At 68.6% G+C, this 23,729-nt stretch carries 16 protein-coding genes and 1 riboswitch; of the genes, 13 read left to right on the forward strand and 3 right to left on the reverse strand.

The window, feature by feature from the left end:
• Nucleotides 1–27: 27 nt before the first annotated feature.
• On the forward strand, nucleotides 28–1,308 hold the full coding sequence (locus tag IT361_01345) for a VanZ family protein (protein ID MCC6316305.1): 1,281 nt from the start codon (nucleotides 28–30) through the stop codon (nucleotides 1,306–1,308).
• Here the strand turns inward: IT361_01345 and IT361_01350 are convergent.
• The gene (locus tag IT361_01350; protein ID MCC6316306.1) at nucleotides 1,244–2,923 is read right to left on the reverse strand and encodes a hypothetical protein; all 1,680 of its coding nucleotides are present in this window, start codon (nucleotides 2,921–2,923) and stop codon (nucleotides 1,244–1,246) included. The two genes, IT361_01345 and IT361_01350, sit on opposite strands and share 65 nt — an antisense overlap.
• A 173-nt stretch (nucleotides 2,924–3,096) precedes the next feature.
• Between IT361_01350 and IT361_01355 the strand changes: the two genes are divergently transcribed.
• The 12 genes from IT361_01355 (at nucleotide 3,097) to IT361_01410 (ending at nucleotide 20,583) form a co-directional block, all read left to right on the forward strand.
• On the forward strand, nucleotides 3,097–3,936 hold the full coding sequence (locus tag IT361_01355; GenBank protein MCC6316307.1) for an aldehyde dehydrogenase family protein: 840 nt from the start codon (nucleotides 3,097–3,099) through the stop codon (nucleotides 3,934–3,936).
• Complete coding sequence (locus IT361_01360) at nucleotides 3,929–4,627, forward strand: aldehyde dehydrogenase family protein (protein ID MCC6316308.1); 699 nt, start codon at nucleotides 3,929–3,931, stop codon at nucleotides 4,625–4,627. Before IT361_01355 ends, IT361_01360 begins: the two co-directional genes overlap by 8 nt.
• Before the next feature lie 42 nt (nucleotides 4,628–4,669).
• Nucleotides 4,670–5,257 (forward strand): YggT family protein, encoded by a 588-nt coding sequence (locus tag IT361_01365; protein ID MCC6316309.1) that lies wholly within the window; start codon nucleotides 4,670–4,672, stop codon nucleotides 5,255–5,257.
• Nucleotides 5,258–5,347: 90 nt separating this feature from the next.
• The gene (locus IT361_01370; protein ID MCC6316310.1) at nucleotides 5,348–5,638 is read left to right on the forward strand and encodes a DUF167 domain-containing protein; all 291 of its coding nucleotides are present in this window, start codon (nucleotides 5,348–5,350) and stop codon (nucleotides 5,636–5,638) included.
• A 136-nt stretch (nucleotides 5,639–5,774) separates the two neighbouring features.
• Nucleotides 5,775–5,849, forward strand: a riboswitch (SAM riboswitch).
• A gap of 42 nt (nucleotides 5,850–5,891) precedes the next feature.
• Nucleotides 5,892–9,551 (forward strand): homocysteine S-methyltransferase family protein, encoded by a 3,660-nt coding sequence (locus tag IT361_01375; GenBank protein MCC6316311.1) that lies wholly within the window; start codon nucleotides 5,892–5,894, stop codon nucleotides 9,549–9,551.
• 45 nt (nucleotides 9,552–9,596) lie between these two features.
• Nucleotides 9,597–11,474: a bifunctional homocysteine S-methyltransferase/methylenetetrahydrofolate reductase gene (locus IT361_01380; GenBank protein MCC6316312.1), complete on the forward strand. Its 1,878-nt coding sequence runs from the start codon at nucleotides 9,597–9,599 to the stop codon at nucleotides 11,472–11,474.
• Nucleotides 11,475–11,598: 124 nt separating this feature from the next.
• Entirely contained in the window at nucleotides 11,599–12,285 is a 687-nt protein-coding gene (locus tag IT361_01385) for a response regulator transcription factor (protein MCC6316313.1), read from the forward strand.
• Nucleotides 12,282–13,607 carry a HAMP domain-containing histidine kinase gene (locus IT361_01390; GenBank protein MCC6316314.1) on the forward strand — a complete coding sequence of 442 codons (1,326 nt, stop codon included), beginning with the start codon at nucleotides 12,282–12,284 and terminating at the stop codon, nucleotides 13,605–13,607. The genes IT361_01385 and IT361_01390 overlap by 4 nt, the downstream gene beginning before the upstream one ends.
• Nucleotides 13,608–13,791: 184 nt before the next feature.
• Nucleotides 13,792–15,012 carry a TolC family protein gene (locus IT361_01395; protein MCC6316315.1) on the forward strand — a complete coding sequence of 407 codons (1,221 nt, stop codon included), beginning with the start codon at nucleotides 13,792–13,794 and terminating at the stop codon, nucleotides 15,010–15,012.
• A 5-nt stretch (nucleotides 15,013–15,017) separates the two neighbouring features.
• Nucleotides 15,018–16,202 (forward strand): efflux RND transporter periplasmic adaptor subunit, encoded by a 1,185-nt coding sequence (locus IT361_01400; GenBank protein MCC6316316.1) that lies wholly within the window; start codon nucleotides 15,018–15,020, stop codon nucleotides 16,200–16,202.
• Entirely contained in the window at nucleotides 16,202–19,336 is a 3,135-nt protein-coding gene (locus tag IT361_01405) for an efflux RND transporter permease subunit (GenBank protein ID MCC6316317.1), read from the forward strand. Before IT361_01400 ends, IT361_01405 begins: the two co-directional genes overlap by 1 nt.
• Before the next feature lie 101 nt (nucleotides 19,337–19,437).
• Nucleotides 19,438–20,583, forward strand: a complete 1,146-nt coding sequence (locus tag IT361_01410) for an acyl-CoA dehydrogenase (protein MCC6316318.1) — start codon at nucleotides 19,438–19,440, stop codon at nucleotides 20,581–20,583.
• A gap of 300 nt (nucleotides 20,584–20,883) precedes the next feature.
• Here IT361_01410 and IT361_01415 read toward each other — a convergent pair whose 3' ends face one another.
• Both IT361_01415 and IT361_01420 read right to left on the reverse strand, forming a co-directional pair.
• Nucleotides 20,884–22,350, reverse strand: a complete 1,467-nt coding sequence (locus tag IT361_01415; GenBank protein MCC6316319.1) for a TolC family protein — start codon at nucleotides 22,348–22,350, stop codon at nucleotides 20,884–20,886.
• On the reverse strand, nucleotides 22,347–23,705 hold the full coding sequence (locus tag IT361_01420; GenBank protein MCC6316320.1) for an ABC transporter permease: 1,359 nt from the start codon (nucleotides 23,703–23,705) through the stop codon (nucleotides 22,347–22,349). Before IT361_01420 ends, IT361_01415 begins: the two co-directional genes overlap by 4 nt.
• Between the last annotated feature and the right edge of the window lie 24 nt (nucleotides 23,706–23,729).

The raw sequence follows: 23,729 nt of genomic DNA on the forward strand, positions 1-23,729 counted from the left end.
CGGAGATCAGACGACTATCTTCTTCTCGTGCCGAACCGCCCCAGACCCAGATCGTCGATCCTCCCGCGCCTGGCAGCTGTGGGGTTTGTGGTCGTCATCGCGGCCGCCACGCTGTGGCCCATGCCCGGCGCCCCTCAGCCCGCCGAAGGGCTGTGCGTCATCTGTGGCTCGCTCGGCGGCATCGACTTTCTGTCCAACATCGCCCTGTTCGTTCCGCTCGGCGTCTCGTTGGTGGCGGCCGGTACAAGACCGACCACCACCGTCATCCTCGGTGCCGCGTTTTCGCTGGGGATCGAGGCCCTGCAATGGCAGACGATTGCGGGCCGCGATGCATCCCTCGGCGACCTGTTCTCCAACACACTGGGGACGGCGCTCGGCGCAGCGCTGATGTCGTATCGGCGGCTACTGCTGCTGCCGTCGCCGCGGGTGGCGAGGCGGCTGGCCCGAGGAATGACGGTGCTGGTGATTGTGGTGGGCAGCGCGAGCGCGTGGGCCATGCGCCCCGCCCCCGTCGTGTACAAGTACTGGAGCCAGTGGGCACCGGTGCGGCACAACTATCATCCCTTTCAGGGCCGACTACTCACCCTGGTGCTCGACAACCATCCGATTCCCCTCGGTGCCGAAATCGACCCGACACGAGAGGATTCGAGCTTCGCGCAGGGGCTGTTCGAGGTGAAGGCAGTCATCCTGCCCGATTCGATGCCGGTTGGCACGGGCCTCATCGCGCGCGCGGGCAACCCGATCGACGAGGAGTTCGAACTGGCGCAGCGAGGCCACGACCTGCTGTTTCGCGCACGTCGCAATGCGTCGCGTCTGGCGATTCGCACACCGGTCATCGTGCTCCGGAATGCCTTCGTTGGCCCACCGGGCGTCGTCTACCACGTGTCGGCTCGCACGCGTCGCGCGCACATCGACCTGTCGTCAACCGTGGATGGCGGCGCGACCGTTGCGGATTCCGTACCGCTCACGATTGGGCGCATCTGGCAATCGCTCGCGCCGATCGAGGTGCGCGACGTGCGGTGGCATGGCCCGGGAGCGACGGCCGCGATGGCTCTGCTGCTTCTCCCGCTGGCCTACTGGGCGGCGAGTGGCGTAATGCTTTCGGCGGCGACGGTGTGGCTTGGCACGGTGGCCCTGGTGCTGATTGGCGGCATTCCGGTTGTTGCCGGGATTGCGCCAGGCGGCGCGTGGGAGTCTCTTGGGCTCGTGCTCGGCGCGACGGTGGGCATCGCGCTCGCGCGGTTCACCGTTGCCAGAACCAGCGCGTCCGGCGGGCGTCCAATGCGGTCAGCGAACCCGCTGCATTGATGGTGTGTGTCGCGACCAGGTCGCGGCGCCAGTGTGGTTCGAGTCGCGACACTGCCGTCTCGCGATAGCCCTCGTCGTCGAGCTGGTCGATGCGCTGGATCGTCATCGCGCCACCGTAGCGACGCGAGCCATCCTGTGCGGGGCGATACCACGCGCCTCCGTGACAGAACAATCGACCGGCGGGACGCGCCGAGCGCACGTCGCTGATCACGGGGTTCCGTGCGTGCGGTCGCCAGGGACCGAGCGGCGAATCGGCATGGTACAGATAGAGTTCGTCCCAGGCGTCGCCACCGCTTTCGGTGCCGGCGGCGAACATCCACCATCGACCGTCGACCTGCGTGATGGTGGCATCGACGAGCGGCCGATCGTCGAGCAGCACGCTGACGCGGCTCCACTGGTCGGGGAAGCGGGTGGCGCGCCACAACTCCACGCGCCCCATTGCCGCGGTCTCGGGCACCATGTAGTGCTGCCCCTGCCACTCGAACACGTACGGGTACGAGAGGTGGTAGTCGGTAGCGAGGGCTTCGCGCATGGGGCCCGCGTTGCCCCTGGCGTCGACCTCGAACACGGCGATGTGCGCGCGACCTCTCGCGGTCACGAAGTCCTCGAAGAACACGTAGTGTCGCCCATCAACGACCACGGGGAACGGGTCGGCCCAGAACCGATCGTCCGGGGGAATCATCATGCGGAAGCGGTGCGGCGCGAGGTCGGGGCCGTCCTGCCCGGGCGCGCCGAGTCGGTAGCCGATGATCCACTGCTCCTCGCTGAGCGCGGTGCGCAGGTGGCTCACCGTCCAGCTCGCAGCAAGGGAACCGATACGCTTGACCAACTCGACGTTGCCGGGCGCCGTGTACAGCCGCTCGCTGTACGCGACCGGCGCCTCCGGCTCCGGTGGCGCCCCGGCGCGGCCGGGGTCTCCGTCCAGGGCCAGGTCGCGAATCGCGCGCGCAAGAAAGGGAACCGCCTGCCAGTAGTACACGGCCCGATTGCGGCGTACCGAGTAGCGATCAGTGCGTGACCATCCACGGCACAACACCCGGCCGTCATCGAGCGATTCGCCCAGGACCTGCAACACGGCTCCAGTGACGTGCTGCCGCTCCATCACCTCCCAGAAACCCGGGGGGCCGCCGCGGTTCACACGGCTGTCGCCGTGGTGATAGCTCCAGACCCCGTGCCGCGCGATCGTGAGCGCGCGACCACGCAGGATCCGGAACCCGAAGCGCACCACCACGTCGAGGTCATGCGCGAGGATGCGCTCGATGTCAGCATCTTCGATGTAGTCGGAGTGCTTCGTCTGCCGCGGCGTCACGTCGATCACCGGCGCCCCGGCCACGAGCGGCGCCAGGCTGGTCATCACGAATGGGTCGCGCTCGACAGAGAACTTCCAGGTGTCGATGCGATGGTAGAGCGCGTGGGCGAGCACCCGGCGATTGGCGATCCAGGAGGCGACGCGTCCACGCCGCGCCGCGTGGCCGTGCGGCGTGGCATTGCGCACCACGAGGCTGACCTGTGCATGGCCCTCCTGGAGCATGCGCGCGACGGCGTCGTGCACCCACTGGGGCTGCTCCAGTCCATCGAGCAGCAGGCCCACGCGCAACGGCTGGCGTGCGCGCACGGCAGAAGCGCCGGGCGCTGCCACCTGCGATTCGGGTGGGCGTTCGGGAACGTGGGACAGTCGAGCACCAGCAGGTCAGGGGTGCCGACAACGCAATGCCGATTGATGTGGATTCGCAAGACACCGGGCATATTGAGATTCGCCCCGGCGCCCGAACCCCGGACCAGCCCACGGTGCATAACGCGGACGACGCAGCGCCGACGAACCTCATCGATCGCCCTGACGATCCCGCGCCTCAGCGGGTGGCGCGTGCCACCGCGCGTGCCCGCGCGGCGCAGCGCGACTGGCTCGCGTCGGGTGTCGACGCCCGGATCCGCGTCATCGCACGGGCACGACGGCGCCTGTTCGAGCGACGCGTGGACGTCGCGGAGGCGATCAGTCGTGAAACCGGCAAACCGGTCGCCGAGGCGCTGGTCGCCGAGGTGGTGACGGTGCTCGACATGCTCCGCTTCGTGGAGCGCGTCGCACCGGAGTTCATGCGGACTTCATGGTTCAGCTCGGCGTCACTGGCGCTGTGGCGAAAGCGGTTCTCCGTAGCCCGGGAGCCACATGGCGTGGTGGGGGTGATCTCGCCCTGGAACTACCCGTTCATGTTGCCCGCGGGCCAGGCAGTGAGTGCCCTCGCGACAGGGAATGCGGTGGTGCTCAAGCCATCGGAACTGACACCAGCGTGTGGCGACCTCTTGGCGAACCTGTTCCGTGAGGCGGGGGCGCCGGCGGGCGTGCTCGAGGTGGTCCATGGCGACGGCGCCGTGGGCAGCGCGTTGGTCGATGGGGGCGTCGACAAGGTGTTCTTCACCGGATCGGTGGCGACCGGGTCGCCGGGTGGCGAGCCGATGCGCCGAGCGCCTCGTGCCCTGCGCGCTGGAACTGGGCGGCAGCGACCCGGCGATCGTGCTCGACGACGCAGACGTGGCGCACGCTGCCCGGGGCATCGCGTGGGGTCGCTTTGCGAACGCGGGCCAGACGTGCGTGGCGCCAAAGCGGGTTTATGTGCTGAGCGCGGTGCATGACCAACTGGTCCGCGCCCTGGAGTCACAAGTGCGGCGGCTGCAGCTCCGCGGACCTAACGACGCGCACTGGGAGATGGGTGGATTGATCACCGCCGCGAGTGTCGCACCGCTCGCGCGTCTGCGCGATGCCGCGGTGTCGTCCGGAGCGCGCGCCGTCGTCGCAACCCACGCGCCGGACTCGGGCCTGTTCCCACCGACGCTCCTGCTCGAGGTGCCGCCTGATGCTGCCGTCCTTCGCGAGGAAACCTTCGGGCCACTGCTGCCGGTTGTCCCGGTACCCGACGTCGAGACGGCCATTGCGCTCGCGAACGCGTCGCCTTTCGGGTTGAGTGCGAGTGTCTGGAGCCGATCGCGCCAGCGGGCGCGCGAGATCGCGCGACAGCTCAATGCGGGAACCGTGGTGATCAATGACGTCGCCCTGGCGGCGGGACTGGCGGAGGTTCCGCACGGAGGGGTGCGCCAGAGCGGGTATGGCCGGTCCCACGCACTCGCCGGGCTGGAGGAGTGCGTGCGGACGCGGGCCATCGTGGACGACATCCTCCCGGGCGCGCGGCAACCCTGGTGGTTCCCCTATGAGGAGACGATGACGCAGGACGTGGATGCGTACACGCGGTTGGCGCACGCGCCGACGCTCCTGCAGCGGCTGATGGGCCTTGGAGGCGCCCTGCGGCTGCTCCTTGGCCGGCGCTGAGTTGCGCTTGAATGCGGCGCCGCCTGCGGCGAGACTTGAGGGGTGACGATCGTCTCCCTCCTCGACCGCGTCCTGCTGCTGCTGCGCCCGGCCCTGTTCTGGGCCGCGCTCGTCCTGGGCGTGCTCGCGCTCGTGGACTGGCTGGTTCGCACCCGGCGCATCAACGCGTTCAGCCCGGTGGCCCGGGTCGCGCGAGACTATGTCGACCCGCTGTTCAAGCCGGTGGAGCGCACGATCACGCGCGCCGGTGGCAACCCGCAAACGGCGCCCTTCTGGGCGCTGGCGCTCGCGATACTGGGCGGGATCGTCCTGATTTCGCTGCTGGAGTTTGCCCGGGATCAGGTGCTGATGGGCTTTGCCGCCGCGGGCAACGGGCCGCGCGGCCTCGTCATGCAACTGCTGCGATGGACGTTCCAGATTCTGCGGCTGGCGCTGATCGTGCGCGTCATTTCGTCGTGGATCCGCGTCTCGCCCTATTCGCCCTGGGTGCGGTGGTCATTCGCGCTCTCCGAGCCGATCATCGGGCCGCTACGCCGCGTCATTCCTCCGCTTGGCATGATCGACATCACGCCCATCGTCGCGTTCCTGCTCCTCGGTCTCCTCGAAGGTGTGGTGCTCGGCGCGCTCTGAGGCGACAGCCTTGGGGTGGCCAGGCTCGAACGTTCGACCTTCGCGCCGCCTTCACCCCTTCCCTCGATCGACGGCGCAGTGACGTTTGTCATCACAGAGGTCGCGTGGGGCCTGAGGTTCACGGTACTGGTGCAGCCCCGGGCGTCGCGCACGGAGCTATCCGGGGCCCATGGCGGCGCGCTCCGCCTGCGAGTGCAGGCGCCCCCGGTCGACGGCGCGGCCAACGACGCGGTGATTGCGTTCCTCGCGGAGACGCTGGGGATTCGCCGGCGCGACGTGCGCATCGTGGCCGGTGAGACCTCGCGCTCAAAGATCGTTGATGTGGCTGGCGTGACACGCGCGGAGGTCGAGCAACTCGGTATGATCATCGGGCGCCGGTGATCACTGGCCGGATCGGTCGAATCGTCGCGACCGGGGCGCGCTGGCGGCGCCGGAGGTCGGGGCCGGGCGCGCGTCGGTTCTCACGGAGCGTTCCCGGTACTACCTTATGAGCCGAGCCTCCCGATGGGGGCTCGACAACCTGATACGTGGCGATTTAACGGCAACTTGCGGCCACGCTAAACAAACGCTAAAGCGCCGGCCCGGCGCCTGAGCACCGGGCTTTTTTCATATGAGCCCGATGAGTCCGACCGACATGTCGACGTTTCCTCGTCTCGATTCCCTGCCCCTGCGCTCCGCCTACCTCGACGCGCTCGCTCGAGGCGTGCTCGTCTACGACGGCGCCATGGGAACGAGCATTCAGCGCTTCCACCTCACGCCCGAGGACTTTGGAGGGGCGGCGCTGGAAGGTTGCAACGACCACCTCGTCCTGACGCGACCGGACGTGATCCAGCAGATCCACGAGTCGTTTCTCGCGGTCGGGTGCGACGTGGTCGAGACCTGCACCTTCCAGAGCACGCCGAGGCGGCTCGAGGAGTGGGGCATCGGCGAGAAGACCGAGGCGGTGAACGTGGCGGCGGCGCGCGTGGCCCGCGCGGCGTGCGATCGCTTTGCCACGCCGGAGCGCCCCCGCTTTGTTGCCGGCTCCATCGGTCCGACGGGTATGCTGCCATCGAGCAGCGACCCGGTGCTCTCCAGGGTCACGTTCGAGGAACTGGCCTGGAACTACGAGCAGCAGGCACGGTCCCTGATTGCCGGCGGCGTGGACGTGCTGCTCGTGGAGACGTCGCAGGACATCCTCGAGGTGAAGGCGGCGATCGCGGGCTTTCGCCGGCTGTTCCACGAGCTGGGGTTCCGCGTGCCCGTGCAGGCGCAGGTGACGCTGGACATCAGCGGCCGAATGCTGTTGGGCACCGACATCGCCAGTGCGATGACGACCCTCGAGGCGCTTCCGGTGGACGTGATCGGGCTCAACTGCTCGACGGGGCCGGAGCACATGCGCGAGCCGGTGCGGTACCTGTCGCAGCACGCGACTCGGTGGCTGTCGGTGATCCCGAACGCGGGGCTGCCGCTCAACACGGGGACGGGGGACGCGGTGTACCCGCTCGAACCGGCGCCGATGGCGGCGATGCTTGGCGAGTTCGTGCGCGACCTGGGCGTGCGCATCGTGGGTGGGTGTTGCGGCACGCAGCCCGAGCACCTGCGCGCGATCAATGAGGTGGTGGATGCGGCGGGCGTGCGGGCGTTCCCGTCTGGGCCGTCGCGGGAGGCCGGCGCATCGAACGCGGCGTCGCCGCGCGAGCGGGGGGCCCCCCCCGAAAGACACGATCGCGCCGCGGAACCCGACGGACAAGCGCATCCTGTCCCCACCGCAACCGGAAAACCGCATACCATCGCCCGCGCGTCGTCCGCCATGCGGGCCATCACCCTCCACCAGGATCCGCCGCCCCTGCTCGTCGGCGAGCGCGTCAACTCGCAGGGCTCGCGCAAGGTCAAGCGCCTCCTGCTCGCGAACGACTACGAAGGCATCCTCGACGTCGCGCGCGAACAGGGAGAGTCCGGCGCCCACGTGCTCGACGTCTGCGTCGCCCTCACCGAGCGTGCGGACGAAGCCGAGCAGATGTCCGAAGTGGTGAAGCTGCTCTCCATGAGCGTGGAGCAGCCGCTCATGATCGACTCCACCGAAGCGCCCGTCATCAAGGCCGCGCTGGAACACGTGCCTGGGCGTGCGATCATCAACTCCATCAACATGGAGAATGGGCGCGCGCGCATCGACTCGGTCGTGCCGCTCGCCATCGAACACGGAGCCGCCCTCGTGGCCCTCACCATCGACCCGGTGGGCATGGCCCGCACCCGGGAGCGCAAGCTCGAGGTGGCGCGCGCGATCCACGAGATCGTCGTGAACGAATACGGCATGCAGCCGCACGACCTGATCTTCGACGCGCTCACCTTCACGCTCGCCACCGGCGACGCCGAGTGGATCGACTCGGCCCGGGAGACCATCGAGGGGATCCGGCTCATCAAGCGCGAACTGCCGGGCGTCCTCACGATCCTCGGCGTGTCGAACGTCAGCTTTGGCCTCGCGCCGGAAACGCGGGCGGTGCTCAACTCGGTGTTCCTGCACCATTGCGTCCAGGCGGGACTGGACGCGGCCATCGTGAACCCGGCGCACGTGACGCCGTACGCCGAGATCAGTACGGCCAACCGCGAGCTCGCAGACGATCTCGTGTTCAACCGGCGCCCCGACGCGCTCCAGCGCTTCATTGCCGCGTTCGAGTCCTCGGGGGCCACGCAGGCCTCCGCCGAGAGTGAGCGCGCCGACCCGACCGAGGGCATGACGCCCGACGCGCGCGTGCACTGGATGATCGTGCACCGCAAGAAGGAGGGCATCGAGGCCGCCCTCGACGCGGCCGGCGTGCGCGAACACCCCGTGCGCGTGCTCAACGACGTGCTGCTGCCGGCCATGAAGGAGGTGGGCGACAAGTTCGGTTCGGGCGAGCTCATTCTCCCGTTCGTGCTGCAGAGCGCCGAGGCGATGAAGAAGGCGGTGAAGCACCTGGAGCAGTTCCTGGAGAAGGCCGAGGGGTACACCAAGGGTCGCGTGGTGCTGGCCACCGTGTACGGCGACGTGCACGACATCGGCAAGTCGCTGGTGAACACCATCCTCTCCAACAACGGCTACACGGTGTTCGACCTGGGCAAGCAGGTGCCGGTGAACACGATCATCGAGAAGGCACTCGAGGTGAACGCCGACGCCATCGGCCTCTCGGCGCTCCTCGTGAGCACGTCGAAGCAGATGCCGCTGTGCGTGCAGGAGCTCGACCGCCGGAACATCGGGATCCCGGTGCTCATCGGCGGCGCGGCAATCAATCGGCGCTTCGGGCGGCGCGCGCTGTTCGTCGAGGGCGAGCGCGCGTACGACTCGGGCGTGTTCTACTGCAAGGATGCCTTCGAGGGGCTGGAGACGATGGATCGCCTCCAGGACGCCGAGCAGCGACCGGGCTTCGTGGCCAGGGCGCTCGAAGCCGCGCGCACCGATGTCTTTCTCCATCACAACGTCGGCAAGGACATGCGTGCCGGGGTCGAAGGCGGCCAGCGGAGCGACGTCTCGCGCACGCACGACGTTCCGCGCGCGCCGTTCTACGGGACCCGCGTGCTGCACGACATTCCGGTGGAGGAAGTGCTCGACCTGCTCGACCTCGATGAGCTGTTCCGCCTGCAGTGGGGCGCGCGCGGCTCGGGTGAGGCCTACGAGCGCACGGTGCGCGAGGAGTTCCGTCCGACGCTGGCCCGGCTGCGCGCCGAAGTGCTGGAGCAGCGCTGGCTGCAGCCGCGTGCCGTCTACGGGTTCTTCCCGGCCCGGAGCGACGGGAACGCCCTGGTGATCTACGATCCGGCGGCCTTCGAGGCCGACGGCGGTGCGCTCCGCGAGATCGGGCGCTTCACGTTCCCGCGCCAGGAAGGGCGTGAGCGGCTGTGCATCGCCGACTACTTCCGCGATCAGGAAGCGGACGAGCCGGATGTGGTCGCGCTGCAGGTGGTCACGGTTGGCTCCGCGGCCACCGAACACTTCGAGCGGCTGCAGGCCCAGGCCGAATACAGCGAAGCGTTCTACGCGCACGGCCTGTCGGTGGAAGCGGCCGAGGCGACGGCCGAATGGCTGCACCGTCGGATCCGGAAGGAGCTGTCGATCGAACCGACACGCGGCAAGCGGTACTCGTGGGGGTACGGCGCGTGCCCCGACCTCGACGACCACGCGCTGGTCTTTCGCCTGCTGCCGGTCGCCGAGTCGTTAGGCATGACGCTGACCGAGGCGTTCCAGCTGGTCCCGGAGCAGTCCACGGCGGCCATCATCGTGCATCATCCGCAGTCGAAGTACTACGCGGTGCGTGGCGAGGGGGCGCGTGTCGAGTGACCGCCCCCATTCTCCGGTGCACCGCTCCAGCGAGGTGAGGCCCTGATGGCCAAGGACGACCTGCTCCGCCGTCTGCGCGATCCCGATGCCGTCGTGGTTTTTGACGGCGCGATGGGGACCATGCTGTACGCGCGCGGCGTGTTCATCAATCAGTGCTACGACGAACTCAACCTCCGCGCGCCGGACCTGGTGCGCGAGGTGCATGCGGCGTACGTGGCCGCGGGCGCCGAGGCGGTGGAGACGAACTCCTTTGGCGCCAATCGCGTGAAGCTCACGCCCTTTGGGCTGCAGGACGACATCGCCGCGATCAACCGGGCCGCGGCGCGCGTGGCCAGGGAGGCGGCCGGGCCTGACCGCCTGGTCGCGGGCGCGGTAGGCCCGCTCGGTCTTCGCGTCGAGCCCTACGGCTCGACGTCGCTCGCCGAGGCGCAGACCCATTTTGCCGAGCAGATGGAGGCGCTGCTCGACGGGGGCGTGGACTGCTTCATCCTGGAGACCTTCGGGGACCTCGACGAGATCGCGCAGGCGATCGTGGCGGCGCGCCGCGTGAGCCCGACCACGCCGGTGATCGCGCAGGTCACGATCGGCATGGACGGGGTCACGCCGTATGGCGCCACGCCCGAGGACGCGGCAAGGCGGCTGGACGCACTGGGCGCGGACGTGGTCGGGCTCAACTGCTCGGTCGGGCCGCAGATCATCCTCGAAGCCATCGAAAAGATGGCGACGGCGACGACGAAGAAGCTGAGTGCGATGCCTAACGCGGGCATGCCCCGTGAAGTCGGCGGCCGGCACATGTACATGGCGAGCCCCGAATACATGGCCACGTACGCCCGACACCTGGTGCAGGCCGGTGCCAAGGTGATCGGCGGGTGCTGCGGCACCACCCCCGATCACGTGAAGGCGATGATCGAAGGCATCCGCCCGCTGGTCCCGCGGCTCGGTCCGGCGGTGCGCGGCCCGCAGAGCGGGATGTCGGTGCGTGTCACGGCATCGGTGGCGCCGAGGCCCACCGGGACCGAGCCCGTGCCGCTGGCGCAGCGGTCGCGGTTTGGCGCCAAACTCGCCAGCCAGACGTTCGTGACGTCGGTGGAGATCGTGCCACCGCGCGGCGTCGACGCGAGCCGCATGCTCACCGATGTCGCGAAGCTCAAGGTGGCCGGCGTGGACGCCGTCAACGTGCCGGACGGACCGCGCGCGCAGAGCCGCATGGGGGCCATGCTCTGCTCCGTGCTGATCGAGCAGCAGGTCGGCATCGAGACGGTGTGTCACTATGCCTGCCGGGACCGCAACCTGCTCGGCATGCTGAGCGACCTGCTTGGCGGCGCGGCCATCGGCCTGCGCAACATCCTGCTGATCACGGGAGACCCGCCCAAGATGGGGCCCTATCCCGACGCGACCGCCGTGTTCGACATCGACGCCATCGGGCTGACGAACCTGGTGCGGAACCTCAACCACGGCCTCGACCCCGGTGACAACCCGATCGGGCCGCCAACGCGATACGTGATCGGCGTGGGCGCGAATCCGGCCGCCGTCGACCCCGCCCTCGAACAGCGGCGTTTTGCCTACAAGGTCGATGCAGGGGCGGAGTACGCCATCACGCAGCCCGTGTTCGACGTACGGCAGCTCGAGCGCTTTCTGGGTGAGGTGGAGTCGCACCGGATTCCGATCGTGGCCGGGATCTGGCCATTGGTCTCGGTGCGCAACGCCGAGTTCCTTGCCAACGAGGTACCCGGCGTTGTCGTGCCGAAGGAGATCATCGACCGGATGCGGCGCGCCAACGAGCGCTCGAAGGAGCATGCCGTGGAAGAAGGCATCGCGATTGCCCGCGAGATGTTCGCCCAGGTTCGGCCCTCGATGCAGGGGGTCCAGGTTTCGGCGCCCCTCGGGAAGGTGGAACTCGCGCTTCGCGTCTTCGAAACGTGAACCCGGGTTCATCGAGCCGTTCGGGGCCCCTGATTCGCTTTCCGACTTCCCGGTTGCCGCGAAAGTTGCTAATTAGGACGCCGACCACCTGCCCTCGGTCGCGCTGACACCCAGCCGCCTCACCGTGCGACTCCTCTTCGTCGAAGACGACCCGACCATTTCGCGCACCGCGTCCCAGTACCTCAGGGGCGCCGGATTTGCCGTCGATGCGGCGGAGACCGGCGAGAGCGCCCTCCGGCTCTCCGCCGCGAACAACTACGACGCCGTGGTGCTCGACCTCCGACTCCCCGGCATCGACGGCCACGAAGTGTGCCGACGCATGCGACGCGACGGGTCGCGCACCCGCATCCTGATGGCGACGGCCCGCGACAGTCTCGACGATCGCATCGCCGGCCTCGACCTCGGCGCCGATGATTACCTGGTGAAGCCCTACGCGCTCGCCGAACTCGCCGCGAGGCTGCGCGCGCTGCTGCGGCGTCCTGCCGACGCGCTTCCGGTCAGGCTCACCGTCGAGGATCTGGTGCTCGATACGGGGACGCGCGTGGCGATGCGCGGCAGCCGGCCCATGGAACTCACGAACAAGGAGTTCTCGGTCCTGGAGTACCTGATGCGCCACGGCGGGGAAGTCATCACGCGCGAGCGCATCGCCGCGCACGCGTGGGACAACAACTACGACCCGACGAGCAACGTGATCGACGTGTACATCGGCCGGCTGCGACGCAAGATCGACGGGCCCAACGATCCCCCGCTGCTCGCGACGATCCGGGGCGCCGGGTACCGACTGGGTCCTCCGGAGGCTCGCAGCCGGTGAGTCGCGCCGGCGTGCGTCGGCGTCTGACGACGTGGTACGCCGTGAGCACGCTGACCCTTCTTGTCGTGGCGCTGCTCGGCATGCGCACCTACGCGCGCCACGCGCTGGAGCGAGAGCACGAGATCGCGACGGCCCGGGCGATGGAACTCGTTCGCTCGTTCGTCCGCGCCGAGATGGCCGAATTCCGGAACGTGAGCTTCACCATCTCGCACGTGGCGTCGGAACTCGTCTTTGCCGGGATGCGGATCGACTTCCTGCGTCCCGGCGGGACCGTGTTCGCGAGCGCGCGGCGCCCGCTTCGCTTTGGGGATCCGGCGCCCCCGGTGATCGAACGCAGCGCGCCGCTCGAAAGCGCGCTCGCGCCCGGATGGACGCTGCGCGTGCGCATCTCCACCGCCGACCTCGAAGCGGCACGTCGCCGAATCGATCGGTTGACGCTCGCCGCCCTGGCCTTGGCCGCGCTGCTGGCGACCATGGTGGCCTGGTTCATGACCGGGCGCGCCCTGGCGCCGGTGGGCGCCATGGCCGCCGCGGCCTCGCAGCTCGGCAGCGATCCCTCATCGCGACTGCCGATCGCGAACCCGCGCGACGAGTTCGGTCGCCTCGGCCGCGCGTTCAACGACCTGCTCGAACGTCTGGAAGGCGCCGTCGCACAGCAGCGTCGATTTCTCGCCGATGCCGCGCATGAACTTCGGACACCGCTCGCCCGCATGCGGGTGGAGTCCGACTTGCGGCTCGCCGCACCGCCATCGAACGAAGATCGCGACACCCTGGTGCGCATCGGCGAGGAACTGCAGGGGATCTCGCGTCTCGTCGATGAACTGCTGCACATCGCACAGTCCGATTCGGGTGCGATGCAGATGGAGACGCGTACCCTCTTCCTCGACGACGTGGTCGCCGATGCCATCGCCCCGTGGGAGGCGGAGATGACACGTCGACAGCTGCGGCTCGACGTCTCGCGCCTTCAGGAAGCGCGCGTGGTTGGCGATCCGATGCTGCTGCAGCGGCTCATTGTCGTGCTGCTGGACAACGCGGTGCGCTACACACCCGACGGCGGCCGCGTGTCGGTGTCGGTGCATCGGGAAGACGAACGGGTGCGCTTGACCGTCGAGGACTCAGGGATCGGGATCCCCCACTCCGAGCGTGCAAAGGTCTTTGAGCGCTTCGGCCGCGGCGCGGAGGCCCGGCAACGCGTGCCTCACGGCAGCGGGCTCGGCCTCGCGATCGCCGCGAACATCGTCAGGCGACACGACGCCTCGATCGCGATCAGTGACTCGGGCCTTGGCGGTGCCCGGTTCGACGTGTTGTTTCCCGCCGTGTGAGACACGCCACGCGGGGAGCCGCTCGCCCGGGAAGCCGTGAACACGAAGCGTACGTACTCACGCAAGGGGTGATTCCCTCACACAGCGGTCGGGTAAGGTGCGGTGCCGGCGAAGCGATCGACCGGATCTTTCTCAACCGCGCGTGGTTCATCGGTGCTTCATGTCCAGAGATTAAGCTGCCCTCGTGCATCGCCTCATCACACTCCTCGTCCTGCTCGCGGCCCCGCGGGCGACGCTTCCGGCGCAGGCGGCGGACCGACTGACGCCTGAGCGTGCGGTGGCGCTTGGGCGCGCTCACGGGCCGCTGGCCGCGCATGCCGCCGCCCGCCGGCTGGTGCACGACGGGCGCGCCCGGACCGATGGCGCGTGGCCAAACCCGATCGCCGAGTGGCGCGTGGAGAACCTCGACGCGCCGATCGCGCGCGACCGCTTTGCCACGATTCAGCTGCCGGTTGACGTCACGGGCCGACGCGTTGCACTCCGCCAGGCCGCCGGCCTGGCGCGGGATCGTGGACGCGCCGACTCGGCCGCGACGCTGCGAGCCTTTGACGCCGAGGTGCTGCGCGCCTATTGGCGCGTCATGCTCGCCGTCGAGCTGGCGCAGATCGCCATGACCGAACGGGACGCACGTGTGGAGACGGCGACCTTCGAAACCGGGCGGTTCCGCGAGGGGGCCGTTGCCGAGGTCTCCGCGATGCGCACACAGCTGGAGGCGGATCGCGCGCGCGTGGTCGGCGCGTCCGCCGAGGCCGAGGCGACACGAGCACGCGCGGATCTGGCTCGACTGATCGGGGTCGCGACCCCCGAACTGCCGGCGCTGCCCGCGCTCGAGGACGTGCCGATCGATTCGAGCGCGAGCGACACGTCCTGGTCTCTCGTACGCGAGCGTCGCCCCGAGCTCCACACCACACGCCTCGCAGCCGCGGAGTCCGAGCGCCGCTGGCGCGCCGAAACCCGGGGCCTCGTCGGGGATCTTGGGTTTGTGGGCGGCTACAAGGGTACGGGCGGATTCGCCACGGGCATCCTCGGCGTGCAGGTGCCGTTGCCGCTCTTCAACCGCAACGACGGGCCGCGTCTGCGCTCACAGGGTGAGTTTCTCGCGGCCCGGGCTGATCTGCTCGATGCCGAGTTGCGCGCGCGCGCCGAAGTCCATGCCGCGGCCCTGGCGTGGGCCGGCGTGCGCGACGCCGGGCGCGCAGGCGCGGCGACACTCGACGATCGTGCGTCCGAGATAGCACGCATCGCCGAGGCGTCGTACCGGGAGGGCGCCATCTCCCTCGTTGATCTGCTCGAGGCCCAGCGCGCACGGGCCGACGCGCGTGCCGCCGCCGCGCGCTGGCTCGTGGACGTCCACCTCGCCCGTCTCGAACTCGACCGCGCCACCGGCGCGCCTCTCCTCCGCTGACACTCATGCGCCGATTGATACTCCTCGTCGCCACGGGCATGGCGGCCGCGTGCGGCAAAGCCCCGCCGGACGCGGCACCGCCTAACGGCGCACCGGCCGCCGATACCGTGGTGCTCTCGGCCGAATCCGTGCGGATCGCCGGCTTCACGTTCGACACCGCGAGGCAGGAGCGCTGGACGAACGTCGTCACCGCACCCGGACGCGTCGCGCTCGATCCCACCAACACGGAACCCATCGGTTCGATCGTCGAGGGGCGCGTCGCCAAGGTCTACGTGATGCCGGGTGATCGCGTGCGGCGAGGGCAAGTGCTCCTCGCGATTCACTCGCACGAACTGATGGACGCCCGGGCCACCCTCGCGAAGGCGCGCGCAGCCACCGCGTCGGCCGGGTCGTTGCAACGGGTGGCGACGAGCGCGGCCGATCGTGCCGAGCGCCTCCACGGCATCAAGGCGCTGTCGCTCGCGGAGCTCGAGCGAGCCCGCGGTGCGAAGGAGGAGGCCGACGCCAGCGTCGCCACCGCCGAGGCCGAGCTGCACCGCGCCGAGGCGCTGATCGAACACCTGGTCGGGCACGACGCGCTCCCGACGGACTACGATGAACACTGGGTGCTCATCCGGTCGCCGATCGACGGCCAGGTGGTCGCTCGCCACGTGGACCCCGGCAACGTGGTGCTCATCGGAGCCCCGCTCGTGACGGTGAGTCGAACGTCGACCCTCGTCCTCGTCGTGCATCTCCCGGACGCGTCGGCGAGCGACGTGCGACCCGGATCGCTGGTGCGATTCACCACCGGCGCGACGGGAGCCATCGTCCATTCGGCGCGGGTCTCCCGGATCTTTCCCGGCATCGACACGCTCACTCGGACGGTGGAGGTGCATGCAGCGATCGCCGCCGCGGGTGCCCTGCGGCCGGAGCTGTTCGCCACCGCCGAGGTGGAGACCGGCGCCGCGACATCCGGGCTGGTGGTGCCGGCAGCCGCCGTGCAGTCGTTCGATGGTGATACCGCGGTGATCACCGCGGAGCCGCGCGACGACGGCCTCCGACTCACCGTTCGCCGCGTGCGGGTGGGACGGCGGTCGCGCGATCGGGTCGAGATCCTCGCGGGGCTCGACGCCAACAGCCTTGTGGTCTCCGGGGGCGCGGCCGTGGCGCGCGCGGAGATCATCAAACGGCGTAACGGCGGCAACGGGTGATGCATCGCCTGTTTGGGTTTTCCGTCCGCCATCGCGGGTTCGTCATCGGCGCCTGCCTGGCGATCGTCGCCGCCGGACTCTGGTCCGTCATGCATGTGCCATTCGACGCGTTTCCGGACCTCACCGGGGTGCGCGTCGAGGTGATCACCCCCGCACCCGGCATGGCGCCCGAAGACGTCGAGCGGCTCGTGACGTTCCCCATCGAGTCGTCGCTGATGGGCATCCCAGGCGCACACCAGGTCCGCTCGGTCTCCAAGTTCGGGCTGTCGCTGATCACGATTCCCTTCCCCGACGACGTCGACATCTACTTCGCGCGCACGTTGGTGCAGCAGCGACTCGGTGACGCAAAGTCCGCACTCCCCGAGGGGATCGAGCCCGGCCTCGGGCCCGTGTCCACGCCGATGGGTGAGCTGTACCAGTACGTGCTCACGTCGGACTCGCTCACGCTTACCGAACTCAAGACCCTGCACGACTACACCGTGCGCCCTCGGCTTCGCACGGTTCCCGGCGTGTCCGAGGTGAACTCGTGGGGCGGATTCACCGAGCAGGTGCACGTCGTCGTGGATCCGGTGCGACTCGCGGCCTACCGCCTGACACTGGCCGACGTGGATCGCGCGCTGGCCGAGAACAACCGCACCTTTGGCGGCTCCTACCTCGAATCCGGTGGCGAGCGCTTTACCGTGCGCGGGCTTGGCCGTGTGGAGCAGGGGCGCGAGCTCGGTGAGATCGTGATCTCCGCGCACGCCGGGACCTCCGTGCGCATTCGCGATGTGGCCGAGGTGCGCCCGGGTACGTTGCCGCGATCCGGTGCAGTCACGCGCGACGGCGAAGGCGAAGTGGTGAGCGGGATGGTGCTCAAGCTGCGAGGCGCCGACTCACGGCGGGTGATCGCCGCGGTGAAGGAGCGCATGGACGAGATCCGCGCCGGCCTCCCCGCGCACGTGGAGATCACGCCGTTCTACGACCAGACGGACCTCGTTCGCCGCACGACCACCACGATCGTCAAGAACCTGGTCGAGGGTGGCCTCCTGGTCATCGCGGTGCTGTTTCTGTTCCTGCGCAACGTGCGCGCGTCGCTCATCGTGGCATCGGTCATCCCGTTGTCGATGCTGTTCGCGTTCATCGCGATGCGCATCTTTGGCTACTCCGCAAACCTCATGAGCCTCGGCGCCCTCGACTTCGGATTGATCGTCGATGCGTCAGTGGTGATGGTCGAGAACCTGGTGCGACGGCTGGAGCACTCACGACCGACCGAAAGCGAGCGCCCGTCACTCGTCGTGACCGCGGCCACCGAAGTCGGGCGGCCGATCCTCTTCGGCATCGCCATCATCGTGGCGGTCTACCTGCCCATCTTCGCGCTCGACGGCATGGAAGGGCGCATGTTCAAGCCGATGGCGTTCACGGTGGTCACCGCCGTCGTCGGTTCGCTGCTGCTCGCGTTCACCTATGTACCGGCCATCAGCGCGCGGCTGCTCACCCACGCCAGCGAGAAGCCGGCTCCGCTGTTCGAGGCGATCCGTGCACGGTACGCCAACGGGTTGGAGTGGGCTCTCGCCCACGGTCGGCGGGTCGTCGCCGTGGCGGTGGTTCTCGTGATCGCGGCAGTCGGGTCGCTCGCGTCGATCGGCACCGAGTTCATGCCGAAGCTCGATGAAGGCTCCATCCTCATCACGTCGCGTCGACTCCCGTCCATCTCGCTCGATGAAGCCACGCGCATCTCCCTGCAGATCGAGCGTATCGTCAAGCGCTTTCCCGAGGTGCTCACCGTCGTCACCAAGGAGGGGCGCCCCGATCTCGCCACCGAGGCGATGGGCCTGTTCGAGGGCGACCTGTACGTGATTCTGCGGGACAAGAGCGAGTGGACTACCGCGCGCAACGCCGAGGGGCTCGTGGCCGCCCTCGACTCCGCCCTGGCCGTCGTGCCCGGCGTCGAGATCGCCTTCACGCAACCGCTCGCGATGCGACTGGACGAAGCGGAGAGCGGAATCCGCACGGACCTGGGCGTGAAGGTCGTGAGTCCGGACATCGACCAGAACAACCGCGTCGCCGAGCAGATCCTGCGGGTGATTCGAACCGTGCGGGGCAACGCCGATGCCTCGGTGGAGGTGTCGGATGGCTCCGGTCAGGTCGCGATTCAGCTGGACCGTGATGCCCTCGCCGCCAACGGCCTCTCGGTAGCTGAACTGCAGCAGCACCTCGAGCTGGCCATGGGGACGCGCGTCGCGACCGAACTCGTGGAAGGTCCGCGTCGCATTGGCGTTGCCGTGCGCTACCCCGACGTGATCCGCGACGACATCAACGCGCTCGAACGCCTGACGATCCGCAGCGCCGGCGGTGCCCTCCTGCCTCTGAACGCGGTGGCGCGGCTCGTCCCCACGACCGGGCCCGAACTCATCGGCCATGAAGACGGCCAAAGGCGCGCACTGGTCCTGAGCAACGTGCGTGGTCGAGACCTCGGGAGTTTTGCCGAGGAAGTGCGCGAGCGGGTCGCGCGCGAGGTGACCCTTCCGCCCGGCACTTTCCTGGAGTGGGGTGGGCAGTACGAAAACCAGCAACGCGCGATGAGTCGCCTCGCCGTGGTCGTCCCCGCGTCGCTCGTGCTGATCTTTCTGCTGCTCTTTGCGACGTTTCGCTCGGTCTCGCAGTCGGTGCTGGTGCTCTCGAACGTGCCGTTCGCCCTCGTCGGCGGCATCGCGGTGCTGTGGCTCCGAGGGCTGAACCTCAATCTGTCGGCCAGCATCGGCTTCATCGCCCTGTTCGGGATCGCCGTCCTCAATGGCGTGGTGATGGTCTCGCACATGAACGCCTTGCGGGTCAGCGGCCTGTCGCTCGGTGACGCGGTGCGGCATGGTGCGATCGATCGACTTCGGCCCGTGCTCATGACCGCGCTCGTGGCGTCGCTGGGCTTTGTGCCGATGGCGCTGTCGACCAGCGCCGGCGGCGAGGTGCAGCGGCCGCTGGCGACCGTGGTGATCGGTGGCCTGGTCACCTCGACGCTGCTGACGCTGTTCGTGCTCCCGACGCTGTACCTGGCGCTCGCCCACTGGCTCGCCGGTCGCAGCGACGAAGCGCGGGGCGAGGGGCAGCGCGGCGCGCCGGAGCTGGAGCTGTCTCCTGAGCTGTCGGGAGACTGATCGCCTCAGGGGGACCCTCCTCGGCGCGGTAGGCTCGTACCCTTCGATCGTGTAGTTTCCGGCTCCCCCGCCACCACTGCGCCCTGCATCCGTCCGTTGCCATGACCGGTCCGCTGACCCGACTCACCGAAGAGGAAGAGCTGTTTCGCGATGCGGTTGCCGGCTTCGCGGAATCCGAAGTCCGCCCTCGTGTGCAGGCCATGGAGCAGGCGGCCCAGATGGACCGCACGCTGATCGACAAGGCGTTCGAACTGGGCCTGATGGGCATCGAGGCCGACGAGCGCTTTGGCGGCGCCGGTGGGTCGCTCACCATGGTGGCGCTGGCGGTCGAGGAGATCAGCAAGGTCGATGCGTCGTCCGCGATCCTCGTTGACGTGCAGAACACGCTGGTGAACTACCCCATCAACACCTACGCATCCGATGCGCAAAAAGAGCGGTACCTCACGTCGCTCACATCCGGCACGGTGGGCGCGTACGCGCTGAGCGAATCGGGCTCGGGCTCCGACGCGTTCGGTCTTGCCACGCGGGCCGAGCTGCGCGGCGACACCTGGGTGCTCAACGGCCGGAAGATGTGGATCACCAACGGCTACGAGGCGGGCGTCTACGTGGTCTTTGCGAATGCCAGACCCGACGCAGGCTACCGCGGGATCACGGCGTTTCTCGTCGAGCGTGACTTCCCGGGGTTCTCGGTGGGCAAGAAGGAGGACAAGCTCGGGATCCGCGCTTCGAGCACGGTGGAGCTGATTCTCGACGGTTGCGAGGTTCCTGCCGCGAACGTGCTCGGCCCTGTGGGACAGGGCTACAAGATCGCGATCGACACCCTCAACGGCGGCCGCATCGGCATTGGCGCGCAGATGATCGGTGTGGCGGGCGGCGCGTTGCGCGCGGCCGTGCAGTACATCCAGGAGCGCCGACAGTTCGGCAAGGCGCTGGGTGAGTTCCAGGCCATACAGTTCCAGGTCGCGCAGGCCGCGACAGAGCTGGAAGCCGCGCGACTCATGGTGTACAACGCCGCCCGCCTGCGCGACGCGGGTCAGGACATCGTGAAGGAGGGCGCCATGGCCAAGCTCTTCTCCTCACAGGTCTGCGAGCGCGTGACCTCGCTCTGCGTGGAGCTGTTCGGTGGCTACGGCTACACGCGCGACTTCCCGGTCGAGAAGTTCTATCGCGACGCCAAGATCGGCACGATCTACGAGGGCACGAGCAACATGCAGCTGCAGACGATCGCGAAGCAGGTGATTCGATAGCGCACCGACCTTCGCGGAGGGCCCGCGTGCCCAGCGCCTGATCGGGCCCACCTGACGCGCCGAACACGCCCGTCGACCGACGCGGACGGGTACTACGCTATCACACGGGCGGCTCGAGGATCCTCAGCGACCGAAGATGGCGCCGAAGGCCCGCACGAATCCCGCGACCGCCGGATAGGAACGGGCTCGGAACGCATCCGTCGCTCTCAGCGCACTCGGGTTGGCGGCATCGGCGCCGCAGTGGTATCGATGTGCGACGGCCACGCGCCGGAGCTGGGCTCGCGATGGGCCGACGCGCCGCTACCGGATCTCCCGGCCCGCCACGAAGTCGTACAGCGTCGACCGGCGCAGGCGGTAGAACGCCTGCCAGTACCCGCGCAACGACTGCAGGTACTGCTGTACCGCCTGATCCTTCTCGTTCTGGGCGATGTAGAGGTTGTCGATCTGGATGCGACCGATCACGTAGCGGTTCTTCGCCACCTCGAATCGCTTGTTCGCGACGGTGTCGGCCTTGGCGGAAAGGGCGAGCTGATTGCGCGACTGATCGAGCTGCAACACGGCGAAGTGGGCTTCCTGCATGAGTTGTTCGCGCGCGAGTCGCCGATTGGCTTCCACACGACCTTCATCCGCGCGCGCTGCCTGGATGCTGGCGCTCCGGGCGCCCCACTGCACGAGGGGCATCGTCACCGCAACGGAGAGGCGCTGCGCGTTGCGCAGGTCGCGGTACGCAAGGTCGAAGTCGGAGGCCGACTGGTTGTAGCCCACGCTGGCCTGCAGGGTGGCACCGAGCCCCTCGTTGAGGCGCGCTTCCGTCACCCGGCGCCGGGCCTGCACGGCCTGCAGCTCCTGGGTGGTCATCTGCGCGCGATTGCGCAGCGCCTGCTCCACGGCGACGGCGGTATCGGCCTTCACGTCGGGGACTTCACCGCCCACGACGAGCTCGAGCGGCGCGTCGGGTGGCAGATTCAGCTGCAGGCGCAGCGCCGCGCGCGTCCGGTCGAACTCGAGCTGCGCCGCGCTCTGCGCATTGCGTGAGCGCAGGAGCGCCAGCTCGCTCTGCAACAGGTCGTTTTCGCCGATCTTGCCGACTTCGTATCGTCCTTTGTTGAGCGTGTACAGCGTGTCGTTCACCGCCGCGTTCATCGTGGCGTTCAGCAGCTGGATGCGCGCCGAGTAGTGGTCGAAGAAGGCGCCGGCGGTCTGGATCGCGAGGTCCTCGCGCGCCTCCAGGAACGTTCGCTCCGCCGCGTCGCCCTGCAACGCCTGCTCCTTCGAGTCCCACGCCAGGGTGTTCGGCCGCAGAAGGTTCTGGCGAATGCCGACGAGGAACGGCGTCGAGTTCCAGTTGCGCACCTCCTGGGTTCCGGCGAGCTGGATGCGCGCGAGCGACGACTGCACGAACAGGTCACCGCCGGTGAATGGCAGCTTCTGCGCCACCTGAAGGTTCACACCCGTCTGGTTCTGCTGCTGCGCGCGGAACAGCGTACTGCCGTCGGGCTGGAGCACCGGAATGATCGAGCGGTTGTAGATCGGCAGGTCACTCTGCAGCGAGACCTGCGGCAGCAGCCGGGCATTGAAGCTGCGCTCCCGCTGTCGCGCCGACTCGCGAGTGCTTTCGGCAGCGCGGGCGCCATACGACTCTCGCTGCGACCGCTCGATGGCTTGCTGCAGGGTAAACGAGGTCTGCGCCCCGGCGGCGGGCAGGGGGAGCGCGAACCACGCGAGCGCGAGCGCAAGGCGGGCGGATCCGGAACGACCAGGCATCATTCGTACCTCAGGCAGACCACGGGATCCTGTCGTGCCGCGCGATAGGCGGGCACGATCCCGAACACGAGACCGACTGTGATCGATACGCCAAAGGCGACGACCACGGAGATGAGCGAGACCACCGTCGCGATTCCGGCGAGGCGCTCGATGCCGAAGCTCAGCGCGACACCGGTGATGATGCCGGCGACGCCACCGGCGACGGAGATGAGCATCGCCTCGGTGAGGAACTGCGCGAGAATGTCCTTCTGCGTGGCGCCCATCGCCCGGCGCACGCCGATCTCGCGGATGCGCTCCAGCACCGAGGCGAGCATGATGTTCATGATGCCGATCCCGCCAACGACGAGCGAAATCGACGCGATCGCGCCGAGCACGACGTTGAAGATCGTCTTGGTACGCTGCTCCTGACGGAGGAGCAGCTCGGGGACCGTGATTTCGAAGTCGATGACTTCGTTGTGACGCCGCGTGAGCATGCGCTGGAGGATCTCGGCGACCGGGGGCACGAACCTCGCCTCGGTCACGCGCACCACGATGCGATCGAGCTGGTGATAGTTGCGCTGCTCGGCGACGGCTTCGGGGTCAGCCGTTGCGGCGTTGGGATCGATCTCCTGTTCGGGACGCGCCGCCAGCTCGATGTCGCGCTGCGTGAGCTGAGCACGATTCCGGAAGCGCAGGAGCATGGTGTGCACGGGCACGTACACGTCCATGTTGGGATCGCGCACGCCGAGTCGCTCGGACGTTTCCTTGCTCACCGTGCGATCGTCCAGCACGCCGACCACCGTGAGCCAGATGTCGCCGGCCTTGATCCGACGGCCGATCGGGTCTTCGGTCGTGAAGAAGCGCGTGCGGATTCCGTGACCGATGATGGCCACCGGGCGGCCCTGCGACACCTGGGCTGCGTTGAACCACTGCCCCTGGGCGAGCGTGAGGTTCAGCAGGGGGAAATGCGAGGTGTCGACCCCGACCACCTTGCCCGTGCGCCGACGTCCCTCACGCGTGATGAGCGAGTTGAGCACGATCTCCGCACTGGCCCGGTCCACGTGCGGCACCACGCGGGCGATCGACTCGGCATCCCTGAATGTGAGGCCCGGCGAGTACTTCTTTGGTTCCTGCTTGCCGTCGTCGCGCGCCACCGGTCCCTCGCGCTGCTCCTCGAGAGGCGTGATGAGGATGTTGTTGGACCCGAGCAGGCGCATCTGCTCGAGGATCTCCTGCTCGGCGCCCTTGCCGATGGCGAGCATGGCGATGACGGACGCCACGCCGAACAGGATGCCGAGCGAGGTGAGTGCCGCGCGCAGCGTGTTGTGCCCCACCGCCACGAGTGCGGTGCGGAGCGCGAACGCCACCCGCGTGCCCAGGGTGTCCCGTGCGCGGACGGGCGC

Source organism: Gemmatimonadaceae bacterium, from assembly GCA_020846935.1.
GTDB lineage: Bacteria > Gemmatimonadota > Gemmatimonadetes > Gemmatimonadales > Gemmatimonadaceae > RBC101.

Bases quoted from the DNA above. Each gene is read 5' to 3' on its own strand.
- IT361_01375 (MCC6316311.1), top strand. From the start codon at position 5,892: ATGTCGACGTTTCCTCGTCTCGATTCCCTGCCCCTGCGCTCCGCCTAC.
- IT361_01380 (MCC6316312.1), top strand. From the start codon at position 9,597: ATGGCCAAGGACGACCTGCTCCGCCGTCTGCGCGATCCCGATGCCGTC.
- IT361_01400 (MCC6316316.1), top strand. From the start codon at position 15,018: ATGCGCCGATTGATACTCCTCGTCGCCACGGGCATGGCGGCCGCGTGC.
- IT361_01405 (MCC6316317.1), top strand. From the start codon at position 16,202: ATGCATCGCCTGTTTGGGTTTTCCGTCCGCCATCGCGGGTTCGTCATC.
- IT361_01410 (MCC6316318.1), top strand. From the start codon at position 19,438: ATGACCGGTCCGCTGACCCGACTCACCGAAGAGGAAGAGCTGTTTCGC.
- IT361_01415 (MCC6316319.1), bottom strand. From the start codon at position 22,350: ATGATGCCTGGTCGTTCCGGATCCGCCCGCCTTGCGCTCGCGCTCGCG.